The 17,991-nt window shown below is 46.3% G+C and carries 14 protein-coding genes; 12 read left to right on the forward strand and 2 right to left on the reverse strand.

Annotated elements, in window-relative coordinates; translation table 11 throughout:
* Window positions 1–2: 2 nt before the first annotated feature.
* The 5 genes from MUB35_RS11425 (at window position 3) to MUB35_RS11445 (ending at window position 5,933) form a co-directional block, all read left to right on the forward strand.
* Complete coding sequence (locus MUB35_RS11425; RefSeq protein ID WP_158587310.1) at window positions 3–887, forward strand: carbohydrate ABC transporter permease; 885 nt, start codon at window positions 3–5, stop codon at window positions 885–887.
* Window positions 880–1,728 (forward strand): carbohydrate ABC transporter permease, encoded by an 849-nt coding sequence (locus MUB35_RS11430; protein ID WP_052098977.1) that lies wholly within the window; start codon window positions 880–882, stop codon window positions 1,726–1,728. The genes MUB35_RS11425 and MUB35_RS11430 overlap by 8 nt, the downstream gene beginning before the upstream one ends.
* A gap of 31 nt (window positions 1,729–1,759) precedes the next feature.
* Window positions 1,760–3,898, forward strand: a complete 2,139-nt coding sequence (locus tag MUB35_RS11435; RefSeq protein WP_052098975.1) for an ADP-ribosylglycohydrolase family protein — start codon at window positions 1,760–1,762, stop codon at window positions 3,896–3,898.
* A gap of 93 nt (window positions 3,899–3,991) precedes the next feature.
* A complete protein-coding gene (locus tag MUB35_RS11440; RefSeq protein WP_033139710.1) occupies window positions 3,992–4,915 on the forward strand; it encodes a carbohydrate kinase family protein in 924 nt (307 codons plus the stop codon).
* Window positions 4,916–4,925: 10 nt separating this feature from the next.
* Complete coding sequence (locus MUB35_RS11445; RefSeq protein WP_103732868.1) at window positions 4,926–5,933, forward strand: ADP-ribosylglycohydrolase family protein; 1,008 nt, start codon at window positions 4,926–4,928, stop codon at window positions 5,931–5,933.
* A 63-nt stretch (window positions 5,934–5,996) separates the two neighbouring features.
* On the opposite strand, the gene MUB35_RS11450 is transcribed toward MUB35_RS11445, so the two are convergent.
* Window positions 5,997–6,329 carry a sporulation initiation factor Spo0A C-terminal domain-containing protein gene (locus MUB35_RS11450; RefSeq protein WP_033139708.1) on the reverse strand — a complete coding sequence of 111 codons (333 nt, stop codon included), beginning with the start codon at window positions 6,327–6,329 and terminating at the stop codon, window positions 5,997–5,999.
* A 316-nt stretch (window positions 6,330–6,645) separates the two neighbouring features.
* On the opposite strand from MUB35_RS11450, the gene MUB35_RS11455 reads away from it, so the two are divergent.
* The 3 genes from MUB35_RS11455 to MUB35_RS11465 are packed head-to-tail and all read left to right on the forward strand — an operon-like array spanning window position 6,646 to window position 11,431.
* A complete protein-coding gene (locus MUB35_RS11455; RefSeq protein WP_244806222.1) occupies window positions 6,646–8,058 on the forward strand; it encodes an efflux RND transporter periplasmic adaptor subunit in 1,413 nt (470 codons plus the stop codon).
* Window positions 8,059–8,072: 14 nt separating this feature from the next.
* Window positions 8,073–10,160, forward strand: coding sequence for an efflux RND transporter periplasmic adaptor subunit (locus tag MUB35_RS11460; RefSeq protein ID WP_244806223.1), 2,088 nt, complete (start codon window positions 8,073–8,075; stop codon window positions 10,158–10,160).
* Window positions 10,161–10,177: 17 nt separating this feature from the next.
* Window positions 10,178–11,431, forward strand: a complete 1,254-nt coding sequence (locus tag MUB35_RS11465) for an ABC transporter permease (protein WP_033139706.1) — start codon at window positions 10,178–10,180, stop codon at window positions 11,429–11,431.
* 62 nt (window positions 11,432–11,493) lie between these two features.
* Here the strand turns inward: MUB35_RS11465 and MUB35_RS11470 are convergent, their stop codons facing one another.
* Window positions 11,494–12,129: a lactate utilization protein gene (locus MUB35_RS11470; RefSeq protein WP_148393694.1), complete on the reverse strand. Its 636-nt coding sequence runs from the start codon at window positions 12,127–12,129 to the stop codon at window positions 11,494–11,496.
* A gap of 155 nt (window positions 12,130–12,284) precedes the next feature.
* Here MUB35_RS11470 and MUB35_RS11475 point away from each other — a divergent pair, with 155 nt between their 5' ends.
* The 4 genes from MUB35_RS11475 (at window position 12,285) to MUB35_RS11490 (ending at window position 17,969) form a co-directional block, all read left to right on the forward strand.
* Window positions 12,285–13,160: a DegV family protein gene (locus tag MUB35_RS11475; protein ID WP_033139704.1), complete on the forward strand. Its 876-nt coding sequence runs from the start codon at window positions 12,285–12,287 to the stop codon at window positions 13,158–13,160.
* Window positions 13,161–13,169: 9 nt separating this feature from the next.
* Window positions 13,170–14,936, forward strand: a complete 1,767-nt coding sequence (argS, locus tag MUB35_RS11480; RefSeq protein ID WP_244806224.1) for an arginine--tRNA ligase — start codon at window positions 13,170–13,172, stop codon at window positions 14,934–14,936.
* Window positions 14,937–15,066: 130 nt separating this feature from the next.
* Window positions 15,067–16,644: a protein kinase domain-containing protein gene (locus MUB35_RS11485; protein WP_244806225.1), complete on the forward strand. Its 1,578-nt coding sequence runs from the start codon at window positions 15,067–15,069 to the stop codon at window positions 16,642–16,644.
* Window positions 16,641–17,969, forward strand: a complete 1,329-nt coding sequence (locus tag MUB35_RS11490; RefSeq protein WP_244806226.1) for a hypothetical protein — start codon at window positions 16,641–16,643, stop codon at window positions 17,967–17,969. The genes MUB35_RS11485 and MUB35_RS11490 overlap by 4 nt, the downstream gene beginning before the upstream one ends.
* Window positions 17,970–17,991 lie beyond the last annotated feature (22 nt).

Here is a 17,991-nt window from a genome sequence, read left to right on the forward strand (position 1 = left end):
AGATGAATACAGTTAAAAAAAGACATATGGTACCATACCTATTTATACTTCCCGCATTTATTATCCATGCATGCATTGTTACAGGACCAGCTTTAAGTACACTGGTGATGTCTTTGTTTGACTGGAATGGAATGGGAAACGCAAAATTCATAGGATTTAAAAACTTTTCGGAAATTTTTAAAGATCCGTTAGTAAAACTATCCGTAGTACATAACATTCAGTGGCTGCTTATTTTCATTACAGTTCCCTTGATCCTGGGATTTATCGTTGCAATCATAGTGAGTCAGCTCCGCAGATCCCAGATGTTTTTCAGAACGATTTACTTTATTCCTTATGTTATATCCGCTGCAGTGGCAGGTAAAATCTGGACTGCTTATATGAATCCATATTATGGATTTAATCAGGTGTTTGCCAAAGCCGGCTGGACAGAGCTGTCAAAGGTACTTTGGCTTGGAAATCCTAAAATTGCATTGTTTGCTGTGGCATTTGTGGACAACTGGCATTGGTGGGGATTCATAATGGTTCTCTTCTTAGGCGCATTACAGCAGGTAGACCCTACTTTATATGAGGCAGCCAGAGTTGACGGAGCAAACCGTTTCCAGGAATTGATTCATGTTTCGATTCCGGGAATCAAACAGACAATAGCATTTGTATTGATTATGACAATAATGTGGTCATTCTTGACCTTTGATTACGTATATATTATGACAAACGGCGGACCTGCTAATGCCACAGAAATCATGTCCACCTATATTTACAAAAACGCCTTTGTGAAATACAGGGCAGGTTATGCCAATGCTCTTTGTGTAATACAGAGTGGTATATGTGTGATTTTGTACTTCCTTCAGAAATACATCAGTAAAAAAGGAGGGATGGAAGATGAATAGTGGAGTGAAAATCGGGGCAAAATATAAGATTTCATCTTTTATCAAATATGTATTTTTAATTATCATGGCATTGTTTGCAGCAGTTCCGCTATTTCAGGTTTTCATAAATGCATTCCGTACAGACCGGGAATGTAAATCAATGCCGCTGGGTCTGCCGAAAGAATGGGTTTTTAACAACTTTCAGGAGACGTGGCAGATAGGCGGATATGCCACTGCTTATTTCAACAGTCTGCTCACAGCCTTTGTAGTAATTGTTGTGGTGCTTGTTGTGGTTGGTCTGGGAGCGTATTCGATCAGTAAACTGGAGTTTAAGATGAGAGGCTTTTTTACAGCATACTTTTTCGTGGCAATCTCTCTTCCTGGATTTTTGTATATTGTCCCGGATTACTTTGTTATGAATAAACTGGGCCTGGTAGATACCAGATGGAGTTTGATGATCGTGTATACTGCAATGCAGATTCCGTTTAATATGCTGCTGCTGAGGACCTTTCTTGCCGGTATTCCCCGTGAACTGGAGGAGGCAGCCAAGATTGACGGATGTAATGAGTTGAACAGCTTTTTGAGAGTGACACTGCCCATTGCTAAGCCCATGTTTCTCACAATTGCGATTTTAGTTTTTGTTAATGTGTGGAATGAATTTTTGTGGTCTAACACATTTATCACATCAGAAGAGCTGAAACTTGTAGCAACACGTTTTGTTAAATTTACGGGAGAATATGGTTCCAATATGGCACGAATTTATACAGCCAGCGTTATAACCATTGCACCGGTTATTATTCTGTATCTGTTCTTCAGCCGTAAATTTATAGAAGGTATGACCAGCGGAAGTGTAAAAGGTTAATATTAACAGACTGCTCGATGGGAGGTTGAGTATGAAAACAGAGTTTATTGAAGGTATTTATGCAGGATGGCTTGCCAAGATTATCGGTATCCGCCTGGGTGCCCCGGTAGAGGGATGGACCTATGAAAAGATTAAAAACATCTACGGTGAATTAGACCATTATCCTGTAGATTACCACGAATTTGCTGCGGATGATGACAGCAACGGCCCGCTGTTTTTCCTGAGGGCACTGGAAGACGGACATCATGATTACGAACTGCAGGCACAGGATGTGGCAGAGGCCCTTCTGAATTATGCGCCGTTTGAACACGGATTTTTCTGGTGGGGCGGTTATGGGATATCTACTGAGCATACAGCGTATCTGAATCTGAGAAACGGGATTCCGGCTCCGCGAAGCGGAAGTATCGAACAAAACGGAAGTACAACGGCAGAACAGATAGGCGGACAGATTTTCATTGATACCTGGGGACTTGTGACACCGGGAAATCCGGATCTGGCAGCAAAATATGCGAAAGAGGCCGCCAGTGTGACACATGACGGAAATGGTATTTACGGCGGTATTTTTGTTGCTGTATGTATAAGCTATGCTTTTGTGGAGAAGGACATCAGGAAAATCATTGAAAAAGGTCTCTCTTATATTCCGAGAGAATGCGAGTATGCAAAAGTAGTGCGGGCAGTCATGGTATACTATGATGAAAACCCCGGCGACTGGAGGGCCTGCTTCCGGTACATATTTGACAATTACGGCTATGATAAATATCCCGGAAACTGCCATATCATCCCCAATATCGCAGTGATGATTCTGGCACTGTTATACGGGGAAGGTGACTTTACAGACACACTGAATATCTGCAATATGTGCGGCTGGGATACAGACTGCAACGTTGGCAACGTAGCGACGATCATGGGCGTGAGAAACGGACTGGACGGTATTAACTACGAAAAATGGAGAAAACCGATCAATGATTTCCTGGCCTGCTCAAGTGTTATGGGTTCCATGAATATTATGGATATCCCATATGGTGCCTCTTATATAGCGAAACTGGCATATGCTGTGGCGGGAGAAAAGATGCCGGAACCCTGGAATACGATTACGCAGAAGAGAATTGACAGCTGCCACTTTGAATATCCGGGATCTACCCACGCAATGCGTGTCCGGGTGGATGGACTGGATAAACGGGCAAGAAAAGACAGGGAATGTACGGTGATCAATACGGATGAATCTGCATATACAGGATCACGTTCCCTGAAATTTGTGGCAAAACACGTTGAGCCGGGAGAAAACGTATTTGTTTATAAAAAGACACACTACAGACCTGCAGATTTTCATGACAGCAGATACGATCCGTGTTTCTCTCCGCTTGTATATCCGGGACAGATCATCCATGGAAGTGCAATGATCCCCGAATATGGTGAGGATGCACTGGTGAGTCTCTACGCAAGAGACAGCAGGGCAGATAAAATCTATGAGGGAAACAGAGAAAATCTCTGCAGAGGCCAGTGGAAAGAACTGGAGTTTACCATTCCAAGCCTGGAAGGCGCCCTGATCGATGAGATTGGCTTATGTTTCCATGTGCAGGGTACCCATACACAGGTGTTTGATTTTGTGGGGCTTATAGATGACCTGTACGCGGATGGAAAAGCTGACTATTCCATTGATTTTGCCAATGAAACGGAAGAGCAGTGGACCGTTCTGCATAAAGAGATCAGCCAGTTTACAAAATTAAAAGGCCTGATGTATCTGAATGACGGGGAAATGCATTTGTCCTGTTCAGATTTTGCAGAAGCATATACCGGCAGACATGACTGGGGAGATTACAGGGCAAAATTCTTCTTTACACCGCTGACAGGAAAGCATCATATGGTAAATGTGAGAGTGCAGGGAGCCATTCGTTCTTATGCGGTGGGACTTCTTCCTGACGGCAAAGCGGCAATCCTGAAAAATGATAACGGATACCGTATTCTGGCAGAAACTCCATTTGACTGGGGCTGCGGGAAAGAATACTGCATCGATGTTCAGGTCATCGGCAACAAGATAAGCGCAGAAATAGAGGGCTGCTGTCTGGAGGCTGTAGACGAAGAGAAACCTTATCTTTTTGGAGCAGTAGGTGTATCCATGCAGAACGGAACACATGATAAATATAGAAAAATTGTAATATCAGATTGTTAACAGGGGGCAGATCAGGCAGAACATTTTGTTCTGCCTGATTTTTAAAGAAGATAACGGTTCTGTTGGCGAAATAGTTACAAAAGGAGAAGGCGTATGGATGTATATGGTTTAGGTACATTGGCTATGGATGTTTTGATGAAGGTTGATAATCTTCCTTCAGAGGATGGATTCTGTATTGTGAAAAGTAATGACAGACAGCCCGGAGGAAGCGGCACAAACGTGATCGTACAGCTTGCGAGGCTCTCAGCAAAATGTGGCTATATGGGGGCTGTGGGAGATGATGCTCTGGGAAAAGATGTTCTGAAAAGTCTCCGGGATGAGAACGTAGATACCAAGAGTATGATCGTAAAACCGGGAAAGATAACCCTGCATACAGATATTGTCATTGATGATGAGGGCAGAAAATTTATTATGCTCAATATGGGGGATGCCTTTGAAAGCCTGACAAGTGATGAACTGGATTATTCGGCCGTCTCATCAGCTAAGGTTTTCTACACAGATTTACTGCCCAAAGAGCCTGCCATTACAGGACTTAAAAAAGCAAGGAAAGCCGGGGTGAAGACCGTCTTTAACATGCAGGTAGGCCTTGGCACCATGCAGGGACTGCATGTATCAAAAGAGGAGATATTATCAGCACTTAAGTTCACTGATATTTTTGCACCGTGCCGCGGCGGCCTGTACGAGCTGACAGGAACGACGGATTTAGATGCGTGCGTGAGATACCTCCGTGATTACTGTAAGGGTACTTTACTGTTCACCCTCGGAAAAGAAGGATCTGTTGCATATGATGAGCAGGACAGGAAGTATACGGTCAAGAGCTGTGATCTGGAAGTTGTGGATTCCACCGGGGCCGGGGATTCGTATATGGGTTCGTTTATCTATCAGTATTGTCTGAATGGCATGTCCATAGAGGAATCCATGAAATTTGCCACCATGTGCGCAGGGCATACGTGTACCGGAATAGGGGCCCGTTTTTCACCGGATCTTAAAACCGCTGAAACGTTTGTCTGGAAATGAGGTGCTGTGGATGAGGGAAAAATTTGACCAGGTAAAGGGAGGCTTCATCGGGATCGCTTACGGAGATGCTTTCGGAATGCCGGCAGAAATGTGGAGCCGGGAATTGATACAGAAAAAGCTCGGGTATATCAAAACCTTTCTTCCCGGACATCCGGATAACAGGATATCCGCCGGATTTGCAAAAGGTGAGGTGACGGATGACACGATCAACAGTATTTTGGTCACAGAGATGCTCAGTGAGAACGGGGGCAGGGTCGACGCGCAGGTTTTTATTAAAAAATTGAGGTATTGGATGAAACACTCGGATAAAAGTTCGGCAGTTGTAGGCCCCAGTACCGCTAAGGCTCTGGAACTGATTGAGGCCGGAACGCCGATGGAGGAAGCGGGAAGTACAGGGACCACCAACGGCGCAGCCATGAAAATCGTACCAATAGGTCTTCTTGCCGGGTATAACTGCAAAGAAGAGGTGGATTCCTGCCACTTGCTCCACCAGGTCATTGAATTGTGCAGACCCACACATTTTACTTCCTGCGCCATAAGCGCAGCATGTGCCATCGCAGCAGGAGCAGCGGCGGCTGTCCACGGAGAAAAAGATTTATCAAAAATTTATGAATATATGACGGAAATGGCAGAAAAGGGCAGTGCATATGGAAATTCCATTGGTTCACCGTCTGTAGCCTGCCGCATGAAAATGGCAAGACATTTTACGGAGCAGGAACCTCAAAAAGCACTTAAAGATATTTATGACTATGTGGGGACGGGAATTTCATCTGCCGAGAGTATACCGGCAGCGGCAGCTTTATTTTACTTGTCTGAAGGAGACCCTGCAGTGTGTGCCGAATACGCGGCCAATATAGGCGGTGATACAGATACCATTGCTGCTATGGCGTGTGGTATCTGCGGTGCCTATAAGGGAGCAGAAAGCTTTAAGACGGAGGATATTGAACTTTTAGAAAGAACGAATGCAATTTCGTTTACAGAACTGACTGAAAAACTGCTGGGAAATACTCCCTGCTGACAGGATACGGAAAGGGCACCTACATATACGTTGTAGATGCCCTTTCAGCGTAAAGAGAAATGATTACTCCTCGTCTTTATGGTTTCTCACATAATAAGCAAGCATAGAAATAAATTCTCCCGTAGTAGGCTTTCGCTGCAGCTCATACCCTGCGATATGATTCAGCAGCGCTCGGTTTCCTTCGTTCCAGCATGTGGTGATGACCGTACGAAGTGACCGTTCGATTCTTGTGCTGGTGGAATGGAAATGTTTCGCCACATCCGGATACAATTCTTTTGTTATGTAGAGCAGATATTCTTCATTTCTGACTGACAGTTCAACTGCGTAGATAAGGAAAGAATAGCCCCGATATATGGAGCAGATACCAAGACGGTGAACAAGACTTTCCACGTTCATAAAATACCCCCTTCGTTATATATTATTTTATTAATAATAAGAATAACTTAAAAAGTCATAAAAATATCTGATTAGATAAAAATAGACATAATCCGTTAAATAAAGCAATAATTCGACGAATTACGACAAAAAGACGACTGTTATATTATATACGAAATCAGAACACAAAAGATTACATAAAGATTTCAAAAGGTTATAAAAAGTTAAAAGACAGAATCTTTAAAATCTGTTATACTTTGTGTAAAGTTGTTTTCTTCAAAGTGCCTTCTTAAACAAATAGTATGTGAATTTTAAATTTAAAAACAGGGGGAAATATATGAATAAAAGAAATAAGATTTTAATCGGAGCAGGCATTGTGCTGCTGGCAGGCGTGATCGGTACGGGAATTTATATGCAGCAGCGAGGAAAAGGTGAGGACAAGAGCACAGAGCTGGCTTATGTGACCAGTGTCTCCTCCATGGATCCATCTTCCCAGGTTCAGAGACTGGCCGGTGTTGTGGAACCACAGAAGACATGGGAGATTCAGAAAAATGCAGAGCGGGAAGTAAAAGAGATCCTGGTGGAAGTGGGAAGCGAAGTGGAGGTGGGAACCGCCCTTTTTGTCTATGACACGGAGACACTGGAAGCAGATCTGCAGCAGGCCCAGCTGGATCTGGAGCGGGCAGACACCGATATGGAGAACCTGCGCAGTCAGATCGCACAGTTGGAAAAAGAAAAGAAATCCGCCTCAGAGGATGACCAGTTTTCCTACACGACCCAGATCCAGACAGCACAGATGGACCTGAAGAAAAGCGAATATGAACGGAAAAGCAAAGAAGTAGAAATATCACAGATACATGAAAAGATTGCCAATTCTTCTGTCACCAGTGAGATGCAGGGAGTTGTAAAAAGCATTAATGAGGGCAATGAGACAGATCCTTACAGCGGCAGTTCACAGGCATTTATGACTATTCTTGCAACCGGTGTTTACAGGGTAAAAGGAAAAGTAAATGAACAGAATATCGGCGCTGTTCAGGAAGGTGCAAAGGCAATCATCCGTTCCAGAGTTGATGAAAGCAAGACATGGACAGGTACGTTCACAGCGGTGGATACGGAAAACAGAGAGGGAAACAACAATAATATGATGTACGGAGGCGGCAGCGACAGCGGTGAAATGATGTCTTCCTCCTATCCTTTTTATATTAACCTGGACACCTCTGACGGCCTGATGCTGGGTCAGCATGTGTATATTGAAAATGACACGGGAATGGAAGAAAAAGAGGGTATATGGCTGGACGAAGGCTTTATCATGGACGCGGACAAGCAGCCCTGTGTATGGGTGGAAAACAAGGATGGAAAGCTTGAAAAACGTGATGTGACCCTCGGTGAACACGATGAAAATCTCTTCCAGTATCAGATAAAAAGCGGCCTGAAGGTAAGTGATTACATTGCTTTTCCGCAGGAGTTCTTAAAAGAGGGAATGAAGACAACACATGAAGAGATTCCCATGAGTGATCCGGAATCAATGCCTGCGGACGGTGAAATGCCGGAAGGTATGGATGGCCTGCCTGCAGACGGAGCAGATACACTTCCTGTTGAAGGGGAAGAAGGTGCTGCCGAAATGGAAGGCAATGCTTCGGAAGGTGAAGCCGGCAGTGCGGAAATGGAAGGAAATGCCCCGGAAGGTGAAGCCGGTGCGGAAGGCGCAGACGGGGCAGCAGTCCCAAGTCCGGAAGGTGAGGCGCAGTAGAGGGGAGGATGCAAATGAAGGCGAGAAATAAAAAAATCATCATTGCCGTCATCTGTGTCGGAGCTGCAGCGTTGGCCGGCACAGGAATCTGGTATGGTGTGAAGAAGATGGACCAGACGAAAGTAGATGTCTATCCCGTAGCTGATCTGAAGCAGCAGATCTGGGGTATGAGCACCAGTATAGACGGAACCATAACCTCCAGTGTGACACAGGAGGTTCATCTGATGGAAAAGCAGATGGTGGACCAGATTTATGTACAGGAAGGACAGGAAGTGGTTGAAGGAACGCCGCTTCTCTCGTATGACATGACACTGGTCAACATTGACCTGGAGATGGAAAAAATCAATAAAGAGCAGCTTCTGGTCAAGAAAAAGGGCCTAGAAAAAGAACTGGAAAAACTGAAAAATGCCGATATCATTCCTGATAGCCAGAAATCAGAGGATGACGATGAAGAAGGTTCCACCGGAAACATCATGGGAGCAGGCAGCAAAGCAGGCATCCTGCCTCTGGGAATGAAAGATGCAGGCTCAGGTATGGGCGGACGATGGGATGCAGCATTCAGTAAAATGGCAGTTTCCCAAAATACAAGAGCTGCCGCCGAATCCGGTGACCCGGATAACGCAGGTAATCCGGACAACCCGGATAACCCAGATAACCCGGACAACCCAGACAACCCGGACAACCCAGATAATCCAGACAACCCGGACAACCCAGATAACCCGGATAACCCAGATAACCCGGACAACCCGGATAATCCAGACAACCCGGACAACCCAGATAACCCGGACAACCCGGATAATCCAGATAACCCGGAGAATCCAGATAACCCGGATAAACCGGATGATCCAGATAATCCGGACAACCCGGACAACCCGGACAACCCGGATAAACCGGAGAAACCGGTACCGTCCATGGTTTATGATAAACTTTACGGAGACATTACCCTTGAGACTATACCGGGCCAGAAAATAGAAAACGCCATTCCTTACAAGGGAACGGGCACAAAGGAAGACCCATACTACTATCTCTGCAAAAAAGATGTGAAGATCCAGGGTGCCTTTCTAAACCAAATCGCAGGATACGGAAATGCAGACACCAAAGAAAAAGAACCGGTATACTGTGTCCTGGAAGTCAGAGACAAGGGCGAACAAGACGGATTTCTCATCGCGGCCCTGTACCTTGACGGAAGTAAAATAACAGAGAAAGTGGAACCGCAGAAATGGTACCTCACCCACCTTGGAACGTATACGGAGGAGGAACCGAAAACACCGGATGAAGAGATGCCGGACGGTGATCCGGATGGGGAAGAGTTCCCGGATGACTGGGATTTTATGGAAGAGGTTCCCCAGGATGATATCATAAACGGCTATACAAAAGATGAACTGGACAAAGCGATCACAGAGAAGAAAAAAGAGATAAAAACCGCAGAACTGGACATTCGCGGCAGCAACCTGAAAATTCAGAATGTTGAGAAAAAGCTGGAGAACCAGACCGTAGAATCCATTCTGAACGGCGTTGTGAAGAAGGTTGGAGATCCAAGCAAAGGGGAAGTGGACGGCGAGGCATTTCTTGTTGTGGAAAGCGCAGAGGGCAGCTATGTGAAAGGTCTGGCAGATGAGTATCAGCTTCAGCAGCTTCAGCCGGGTTCTGTCCTGACAGGATTTACATACGAATCAGGACTTCCCGTGGAGGCGGAAGTAAAAGAGATATCCAATTTTCCGTCCTCCAACAATATGTACGGTTACGGCAGAGAGGTATCTTATTACCCCTTTACTGCCTATATCAAAAACAGCGACGGCCTTAAAAATATGGAGGGTGTCAGCCTGGAACTTCCCGCAGAGTCGGAGAATCCCGCAGGTCTTTACATCAGCAAGCAATTTGTGCGGAATAAAGACGGCAAGGATTTTGTCTACGTGGAGAACAAGGATCATCAGCTTGAAAAGCGGACGGTGCAGGTGGGAAAAAATTTCTACGGCAGTATGCTGGAAATTAAAAGCGGTCTCACAGAGGAGGACAACATTGCTTTCCCATATGGCAAGAAGGTAAAAGAAGGCGTCAAAGTAAGACATGCAACCATAGAAGAACTATATGGCATGTACTAGAGGAGGGAGGATAAAACATGGTAGAAAATATTAGATTGTCCTTCCAGGGACTCTGGGCACACAAGATGCGTTCTTTTCTCACAATGCTGGGCATAATCATCGGAATCGCATCCCTGATTTCCATTGTCTCTACGATCAAGGGAACCAGTGAGCAGATAAAAAAGAACCTGATCGGTGAGGGCGACAATGTTGTTGACATCACCTTAAACGAGGGCAGCAACATATATCAAATGGAGTATCAGGGGATTCCCCAGGGAGTGCCGGTTGCCACAGAGGAGCAGAAACAGCAGATCCTGGATCTGGACAATGTGGAGAATGCGTCACTCTACAGGCTGCGCCAGTATGCAGACAGCGTTTACTATCAGAATCAAAGCATGGAAGGCGGCAAAGTGCTGGGAGTGGATAAAGATTATCTGGACACCTGCGGATATCAGATCGTCCGGGGGCGCGGATTTTCCAAAAAGGATTTTGACAATTTCCGTAAAGTGATCCTGCTGGATGAAACTGCCTCCAACAACTTCTTTGAAAAGGGAAAGGAGATTGGCAAAACCGTCGAGATAAAAGGAGAGCCTTTTACGGTTGTGGGAATCATTAAAAAATCAGATGAGTACGAACCGGTCATTAACAGTATGGAGGATTACTATACATATTACAGCGATGACAGCGGCATGATCCTTATGCCGGATTCCACCTGGCCCATTGTCTATCAGTATGACGAGCCGCAGCAGGCGGTCATTCGGGCTGCCAGTCCGGAGGCCATGAGCAAAGCAGGCAAGAAGACAGCGGAAATACTCAACGCGTCCATAACATCCACCTCCGATTCCATCAAATACAAGGCAGAGGATATTATGGAGAAGGCAAAGGGCCTTCAGCAGATCAGTGAGAACACGAACCGGCAGCTTATCTGGATCGCCAGCATCTCACTTCTGGTAGGCGGTATCGGCGTTATGAATATTATGCTGGTGTCTGTCACGGAACGAACCGGTGAGATTGGCCTGAAAAAAGCCATAGGCGCCAACAAGCGCAGAATCCTGGGCCAGTTTTTGACCGAAGCGGCAGTGCTTACCAGTGTAGGCGGTGTCCTGGGTGTGGCGGCAGGCTTTATACTGTCAAAGGTTATCTCGAAGATTTCCCAGACGCCTATGGTAATCAGCATTCCCGCTGCAGCGGCGGCAGTAGTATTTTCTATGATCATCGGTCTGGTATTCGGACTGCTGCCATCTATAAAGGCAGCGAATCTAAGTCCGATCGAAGCTCTGCGGAGAATGTAAAAAGAATGTATAAAATAAAAAAACAGCAGCTTTCCTGTATCCAGGGAGCTGCCGTTTTTTTCTCAGAAACCGTAAGATTCACCGATTAGGATCACTGTGATCCTGTCTTTTACACGTGAGCGTCTTGTGATCACCGTCTGACAGCAGATGCAGTCAGGACTCTGGCAGTCTTGGCAGACGCCTGTTTTGGAGCAGGGGGTATTGGCCCCGACGCGGATACTGTTGGGGGGAGCTGCTATGTTGCGGACCCTGCGGATACCGTCCTCCTCTGTGACAGACACTTTGTTCATGCCGGCCACCACCAGTACATGCTGCGGACCTGTGATCAGACAGGCAACACGGTTTCCCATGCCGTCCACATTGATCAGTTCCCCGTCCAGGGTAATGGCATTGGTGCCGGTGAGAAAATAATCTGCAGTGACGATCCTGCCATAGAGGGCCCTGGATTCCTCAGGGGTTTTGGCTTCCTTTCGGTCAAGCAGTATGTAGTCACCCTGCTTTAAGGTGTCCATAATTCCTGTCTCCACCAGTGTTTCCGAGCCGCCCCAGGTCACTGTGGCATGGGCAGGGATCAGGCTTTGAATGAGCTTTCTTGCTTCTTCGGCATTTTCACAGTAATATCCCTTCATGTTCCTTTTTTCCAGATTTGACAGGATAGTTTTGGCTGTGTTTGCATAAGATTCTGTTTGAAATGACATGATTTTCCTCCTTATCAGTATTTTTTCTGAAATCTATTATAGCATGCAGTGATTTTTTCGTCAAAATTTTCCCGGGGGAGACATTGTATTTAACTCCGGTCTATGATATTATTAAAAATAGTAACCCAAAATGGGGAAAAGGAGTCAAAGAAGCAATGGAAAAAAAGAAGATTGCAGTTGTGACGGACAGTAACAGCGGCATTACCCAGCAGTGTGCCGGGGAGCTGGGGATTACGGTTCTTCCAATGCCTTTTTATATTAATGAACAGCTTTTCCTGGAGGGAATCACACTCACCCAGGAGGATTTTTATGAACGCCTGGCCCAGGATGCGGATATTTCCACATCTCAGCCATCCCCTGCCGATGTGCTGGAGACCTGGGAGCGGCTGCTTGCAGACCACGATGAGATTGTGCATATTCCCATGTCAAGCGGTCTCAGCAACTCCTGTCAGACAGCATTTGTACTGGCCAGAGAATATAAGGGGCGTGTACAGGTGGTGGACAACCAGAGAATTTCCGTCACGCAGAGACAATCTGTACTGGATGCAGTTGAGCTGGCAAAAGCCGGTAAAAACGCGGTGGAGATCAAAGAGATCCTGGAAGCCGAAAAAGGGGAATCCAGTATCTATATCACTCTGGAGACACTGAAATATCTGAAAAAAGGCGGCAGGATCACACCTGCGGCGGCTGCGCTCGGCACTGTGCTGAATCTGAAACCGGTCCTGCAGATTCAGGGAGAGAAACTGGATGCCTTTTCAAAAGCCAGAGGAAAGAAACAGGCAAAGCGTGTGATGGTCAAAGCCATGGAGGAGGACCTGAAGAACCGTTTTAAAGATAACAGGAAAAAGGGCCTCATGTGCCTGGAGGCGGCTTACACCGGCAATGAGGAGGAGGCACTGGAGTGGAAGGCAGAGCTTGAGAAGCATTTCGATATGGAAGTGCATATGGACCCTCTGTCCCTGAGTGTTGCCTGTCACATTGGACAGGGTGCCCTTGCGGTGGCAGTTTCTAAAAAAGTAGAAGTGGAGTAGTGAACAGTTATGAAGAAAATCATCGAATGCATGGAAGCAGTCATCAAAGACGCATTCACAGCTTCCGGATATGACGAAAAATTTGCCCGGGTGAATGTATCCAACCGCCCGGATCTGTGCGAGTATCAGTGCAACGGAGCGATGGCGGCAGCCAAGACATACAAAAAAGCACCTATCATGATTGCAAACGATGTGGTTGAAAAAATAAAAGAGAGTGATATGTTCAGCCAGGCAGACGCTGTGAATCCGGGATTTATCAATCTGAAGCTGAATCCTGAATTTCTGGCATCCTATCTGAACGATATGCAGGCAGATGCTGATCTCTCCGTTGAGAAAGCAGAGTCACCAAAGACGATTATCATCGACTACGGCGGACCAAATGTGGCAAAACCGCTTCATGTGGGACATCTCCGTTCCGCCATTATCGGTGAGAGCTTAAAACGAATGGGGCGTTTCCTTGGGCACAAAGTAATAGGCGATGTGCATCTGGGCGACTGGGGCCTGCAGATGGGTCTGATCATCACAGAGCTTAAAAAACGTTCTCCGGAACTGGTATATTTTGATGCATCCTATGAAGGGGAGTATCCGGCGGAAGCGCCGTTTACCGTCAGCGAGCTGGAGGAGATATACCCCACAGCCAGCGGAAAATCAAAGGAAGATGAGGACTACAGAAATGAAGCGCTGGAGGCTACTCTGGAACTTCAGCAGGGCAGAAGAGGATACCGCGCACTCTGGAGACACATCATGGAAGTGTCTGTAGCGGACCTGAAAAAGAACTATGAGAAGCTGCATGTGGATTTTGACCTCTGGAAGGGTGAAGCGGATGCAGATCCCTATATTCCGGATATGGTGGCATATTTAAAGGACAATGGGTATGCATATCTGGACCAGGGCGCTCTTGTTGTGGATGTAAAAGAGGAAAGTGATGCCAAGGAGATTCCTCCCTGTATGATCCTCAAATCCGACGGAGCTTCCCTTTACAATACCACAGACCTGGCTACCATTGTACAGCGTATGGAGGATTACCATCCGGATGAGATGATCTATGTGGTGGACAAGCGCCAGGAACTGCATTTTATCCAGGTGTTCCGCTGTGCCAAGAAGGCAAAACTCACGGAGGAGAACACCGGACTTGCATTTGTCGGCTTCGGAACCATGAACGGTAAGGACGGTAAGCCCTTTAAGACAAGAGAAGGCGGAGTTATGCGTCTGGAACGCCTCATCAATGAGATCAATGAGGAAATGTACAAGAAAATCGTTGAGAACCGCAGTGTAAAAGGCGATGATGCGAAAAAGACCGCTGAGATGGTGGGACTTTCCGCAATCAAATACGGGGATCTGTCCAATCAGGCTTCCAAAGATTACGTGTTTGACGTAGAGCGTTTCACATCCTTTGAGGGCAATACAGGGCCTTATATCCTGTATACAATTGTGCGTATCAAATCCATTCTGGAGCGCTACCGCGAAGAGGGCGGTAATCCGGAAATGGGCACACTACTGCAGGCGGCAAATGCCAGCGAGAAGGCATTGATGCTGGAACTCTCCAGATTCAATTCCGTGATCGCCCCTGCCTTTGAGGAAAAAGCTCCGCATAAGATCTGTTCTTATATCTATGATCTGGCAAATGCGTTCAACAGTTTTTATCATGAAACTAAGATTCTCAGTGAGGAGAACGAAGCACAGAAGACTTCCTGGATTCGTCTGCTGGTTCTGGCAAGAGATGTACTGGAGACATGCATCGATCTGCTGGGATTTGAAGCACCTGAGAGAATGTGATCTAATATAAAAAGACGGGTTGCCGTATGCGGCAGTCCGTCTGAAAATATCTGAAATTTCGGCATTTCTGCCTGACATTCCATTTTCATTTTACAATATATAAGAATTACATAAAGAGGTGATGCTGTTCGTGTATGGAGAAAAGCGTCTTCTTGGAGAACGCTACCGTCTGGATAAAATTCTGGGAAAAGGCGGACAGGGGAAGGTGTATCTGGCCTTTGACATAAAGCTGGAAAAATACTGGGCTGTCAAAAGGATTCCCGCTGGCAGCAGCAGAGAAGCTGAGATCATGCGGTACCTGGAACATCCGGCGCTGCCCAGAATCGTTGATACACTAAGGACAGATGGATACTGTTATCTTGTCATGGACTATCTGGAAGGATTCACTTTGGAGGAGATAAAGAAAAGCGGAAAAAAGATACCCTGGAGCAAACGGATCCGATGGGCCATACAGCTCTGTAGTCTGCTGGAATACCTCCATGGTCCGGCAAAAGGGATTATCTACCAGGATATGAAACCTTCCAATCTGCTGGTACACATTTCAGGGGATATACGGATTCTTGATTTCGGCATTGCGTCCCTGGCCAATAAGAGCGGCAGCGGGTACGGAACACCCGGTTTTGCCGCACCGGAACAGTTTTCCGGTAGTGCAGAGGAACGAACGGACATCTATGGATTGGGAGCTGTCCTGCGTTACATGGAACAGACGGATGAACACAGATCCAAGATATATAAAAAGTGGAGACACATTGCAGACAAATGTATGGAAACCTCTCCGGGAAAACGCTACAGGAACATCCGTGCGGTCAAGAGAGAACTGCAGAATCTGGAAGAGTGGATGCACACCAGGCAGCGTGTTTACGCAGGTTCCGTTTTTCTGGCAGTGGGTTTTCTGCTCCTTTTAGGCGCGCAGGTCAGGCGGCAGGAGCTGCTGCTTGATGCGGGAAGGCTGCTGGGCTTTCGCAAAGACATCGGTCTTGCGGATACAGCGGATTACAGGGAGGCACGCCGGTATTTCCTGAAAGAACAGGAAGGGACAGAAAAAGGAGAGCTGTACCGAAAAATCCTGGATGCCATAGAAGAGGCGCCGTCAAAAAGAAACTGGGAAGAAGCCGGAGCTGCCATAGAAACATTGGAAAAAAGCGCAGGCACCTCCTGGGAGAAGGCGGGCGAACAGATATTTCTGGCAAATATTGTACAGGCATATGAAAGCGAGCTGGGATTCTCCAATCAGGAAAGCGCGGAAAAGGCACAGGGTCTTCTTTTGCAGGCGGAAAAGAATGTAAAGGAAAACAGCCGGGAGACATATGCACCGGTATACCGTGTAGAAATTTACTATCAGCTCGCCGTGATTTACGGAAAACTGGATAATCCGGTAAAAAGCATCCGGTATTATGAACTGCTTCTGGAAGAAAAAATCCCTGTAAACCTGGAACAGGAAGCACGTCTGTCAATTGCAGCCATGTACCGACAGATGCAGGAGTATATGGAAGCGGAAAAATGCTATGAACGTTATCTGAGCGATTTTCCCCAGGATGCAGAAGCCTACTGCGCCTATGCCCTTATGGAAGCAGCAGAACGGGAAAACCAGAAAAAGGCAGAGAGTCTGCTTTCTCTCATGGAAAAAAGAGGAGCAAAAAAGGATGGGTTTAACAGCGAAAAAATCAAAAATAAAATCAAGGCTTTGGAAACGGAGGAAACAGAATGAATCGTAAAAGGATGTTCTTTATAGTGACAGTGATATTTTTATGTTTAGGCAGTGCGGTTCCGGTATTTGCTTCAGCCGAGGAAGATTTTGGAAATACGGACAAGACTCTGCCGGAAATGACACAGATCGTAGAACTGCAGAAGGGAGAAGCGCTTTTTTTGCCCGGCAATGGCATGGTACAGATAGCAGATGAGCGCATTGCCTGCGCGGGAAGAAACGGAAATATAGAGGCCCTTGAAGAAGGGGAAACAGAAGTGGTGGTTCGGTATAAGATCAGGGTGAAAAAGACTGATTCAAAAGAAAATACAGATGAAATGAAATCTGATAAAAACGGAAAGGATACTGCGGATTTAGAGAAAACACAGACAGGTGATACATACACAGATAAAGATGCAGAAGAAATTCAAGGAGGTATAGCAGATGAGAAGCAGAACACAGAAGACGGTATAAAAGATATGGAGGAAACCGAAAATAGTAACGGACATGAGGAGGCAGGGAGAATTGAAACCGCCCGGCAGCCTTCAGAGGAGGCAGAAAAAAACGAATCTGCCCGACAGCCTTCAAAAGAGAAAGAGGACGATACTCCTACGGCTATGACAGAAATCGAAATCCCCGACCGCGTGTATCCTGTTATCGCCCTTGTGAATCTGAAAAATCTTTCATCCAGCAACACGCAGGTATCGCCATGTATCACAGTACAGGATGAGAATCTGGACAAGGACAGTGTAAAAATCCGTCTTACCGGGAAACGTACAGGTGAGAGAACGATTTCCTTCCGGAAAGAGGAGAACCGGAATTGTCTGACCCTGACCCTGGACCCGGTGACAGATGATGATGAGTATGTGCTTATCTGCGAGGCATGTGACCTGTACGGCAACCGGACAGAACAGCACTTTCTCTTTTCCGTCAATCAATCAGGTACAAGCTTTGTATACGACAGGGAGGAGATTGCCCACAGCGGCGGCTTTACACCGGAAATAACCCTGGACAATGTGGACGCCGTCCGGATTGTTTCCTGTTCGGTGAACGGGGAACCGGTCCTCTATGAGTGGAAGGAAGGAAAACTAAGAATCCCAAGTAAATACCTGAAAAACGGTAAAAACAGAATAACCCTGTCTGTTAAGGATACAGCAGGAAACATAAGTGATATGGAACCCTGGGATTTTACCATGCCTGCCAATGAAAATGCCGAAACGGACACAGAGCCCGTACCGGAGGCTGTAAAAATGCAGAAAGAAAATCCGGCCGGAATTATTTTTTTACTGATTGGCAGTGTTCTTGTTTTCTGGGAGAGGAAAATGTGTTACAATGGCAACATAAATTAATCTATAAATATTGGGGGAGACC

The organism is Blautia sp. NSJ-175, assembly GCF_022867815.1.
GTDB lineage: Bacteria > Bacillota > Clostridia > Lachnospirales > Lachnospiraceae > Blautia > Blautia celeris.

Coding starts and splice junctions, on each gene's coding strand:
- MUB35_RS11490 (WP_244806226.1), top strand. CDS start 16,641: ATGAATCGTAAAAGGATGTTCTTTATAGTGACAGTGATATTTTTATGT.
- MUB35_RS11440 (WP_033139710.1), top strand. CDS start 3,992: ATGGATGTATATGGTTTAGGTACATTGGCTATGGATGTTTTGATGAAG.
- MUB35_RS11450 (WP_033139708.1), bottom strand. CDS start 6,329: ATGAACGTGGAAAGTCTTGTTCACCGTCTTGGTATCTGCTCCATATAT.
- MUB35_RS11465 (WP_033139706.1), top strand. CDS start 10,178: ATGGTAGAAAATATTAGATTGTCCTTCCAGGGACTCTGGGCACACAAG.
- MUB35_RS11425 (WP_158587310.1), top strand. CDS start 3: ATGAATACAGTTAAAAAAAGACATATGGTACCATACCTATTTATACTT.
- MUB35_RS11430 (WP_052098977.1), top strand. CDS start 880: ATGAATAGTGGAGTGAAAATCGGGGCAAAATATAAGATTTCATCTTTT.
- MUB35_RS11475 (WP_033139704.1), top strand. CDS start 12,285: ATGGAAAAAAAGAAGATTGCAGTTGTGACGGACAGTAACAGCGGCATT.
- MUB35_RS11455 (WP_244806222.1), top strand. CDS start 6,646: ATGAATAAAAGAAATAAGATTTTAATCGGAGCAGGCATTGTGCTGCTG.
- argS (WP_244806224.1), top strand. CDS start 13,170: ATGAAGAAAATCATCGAATGCATGGAAGCAGTCATCAAAGACGCATTC.
- MUB35_RS11460 (WP_244806223.1), top strand. CDS start 8,073: ATGAAGGCGAGAAATAAAAAAATCATCATTGCCGTCATCTGTGTCGGA.
- MUB35_RS11445 (WP_103732868.1), top strand. CDS start 4,926: ATGAGGGAAAAATTTGACCAGGTAAAGGGAGGCTTCATCGGGATCGCT.
- MUB35_RS11435 (WP_052098975.1), top strand. CDS start 1,760: ATGAAAACAGAGTTTATTGAAGGTATTTATGCAGGATGGCTTGCCAAG.
- MUB35_RS11470 (WP_148393694.1), bottom strand. CDS start 12,129: ATGTCATTTCAAACAGAATCTTATGCAAACACAGCCAAAACTATCCTG.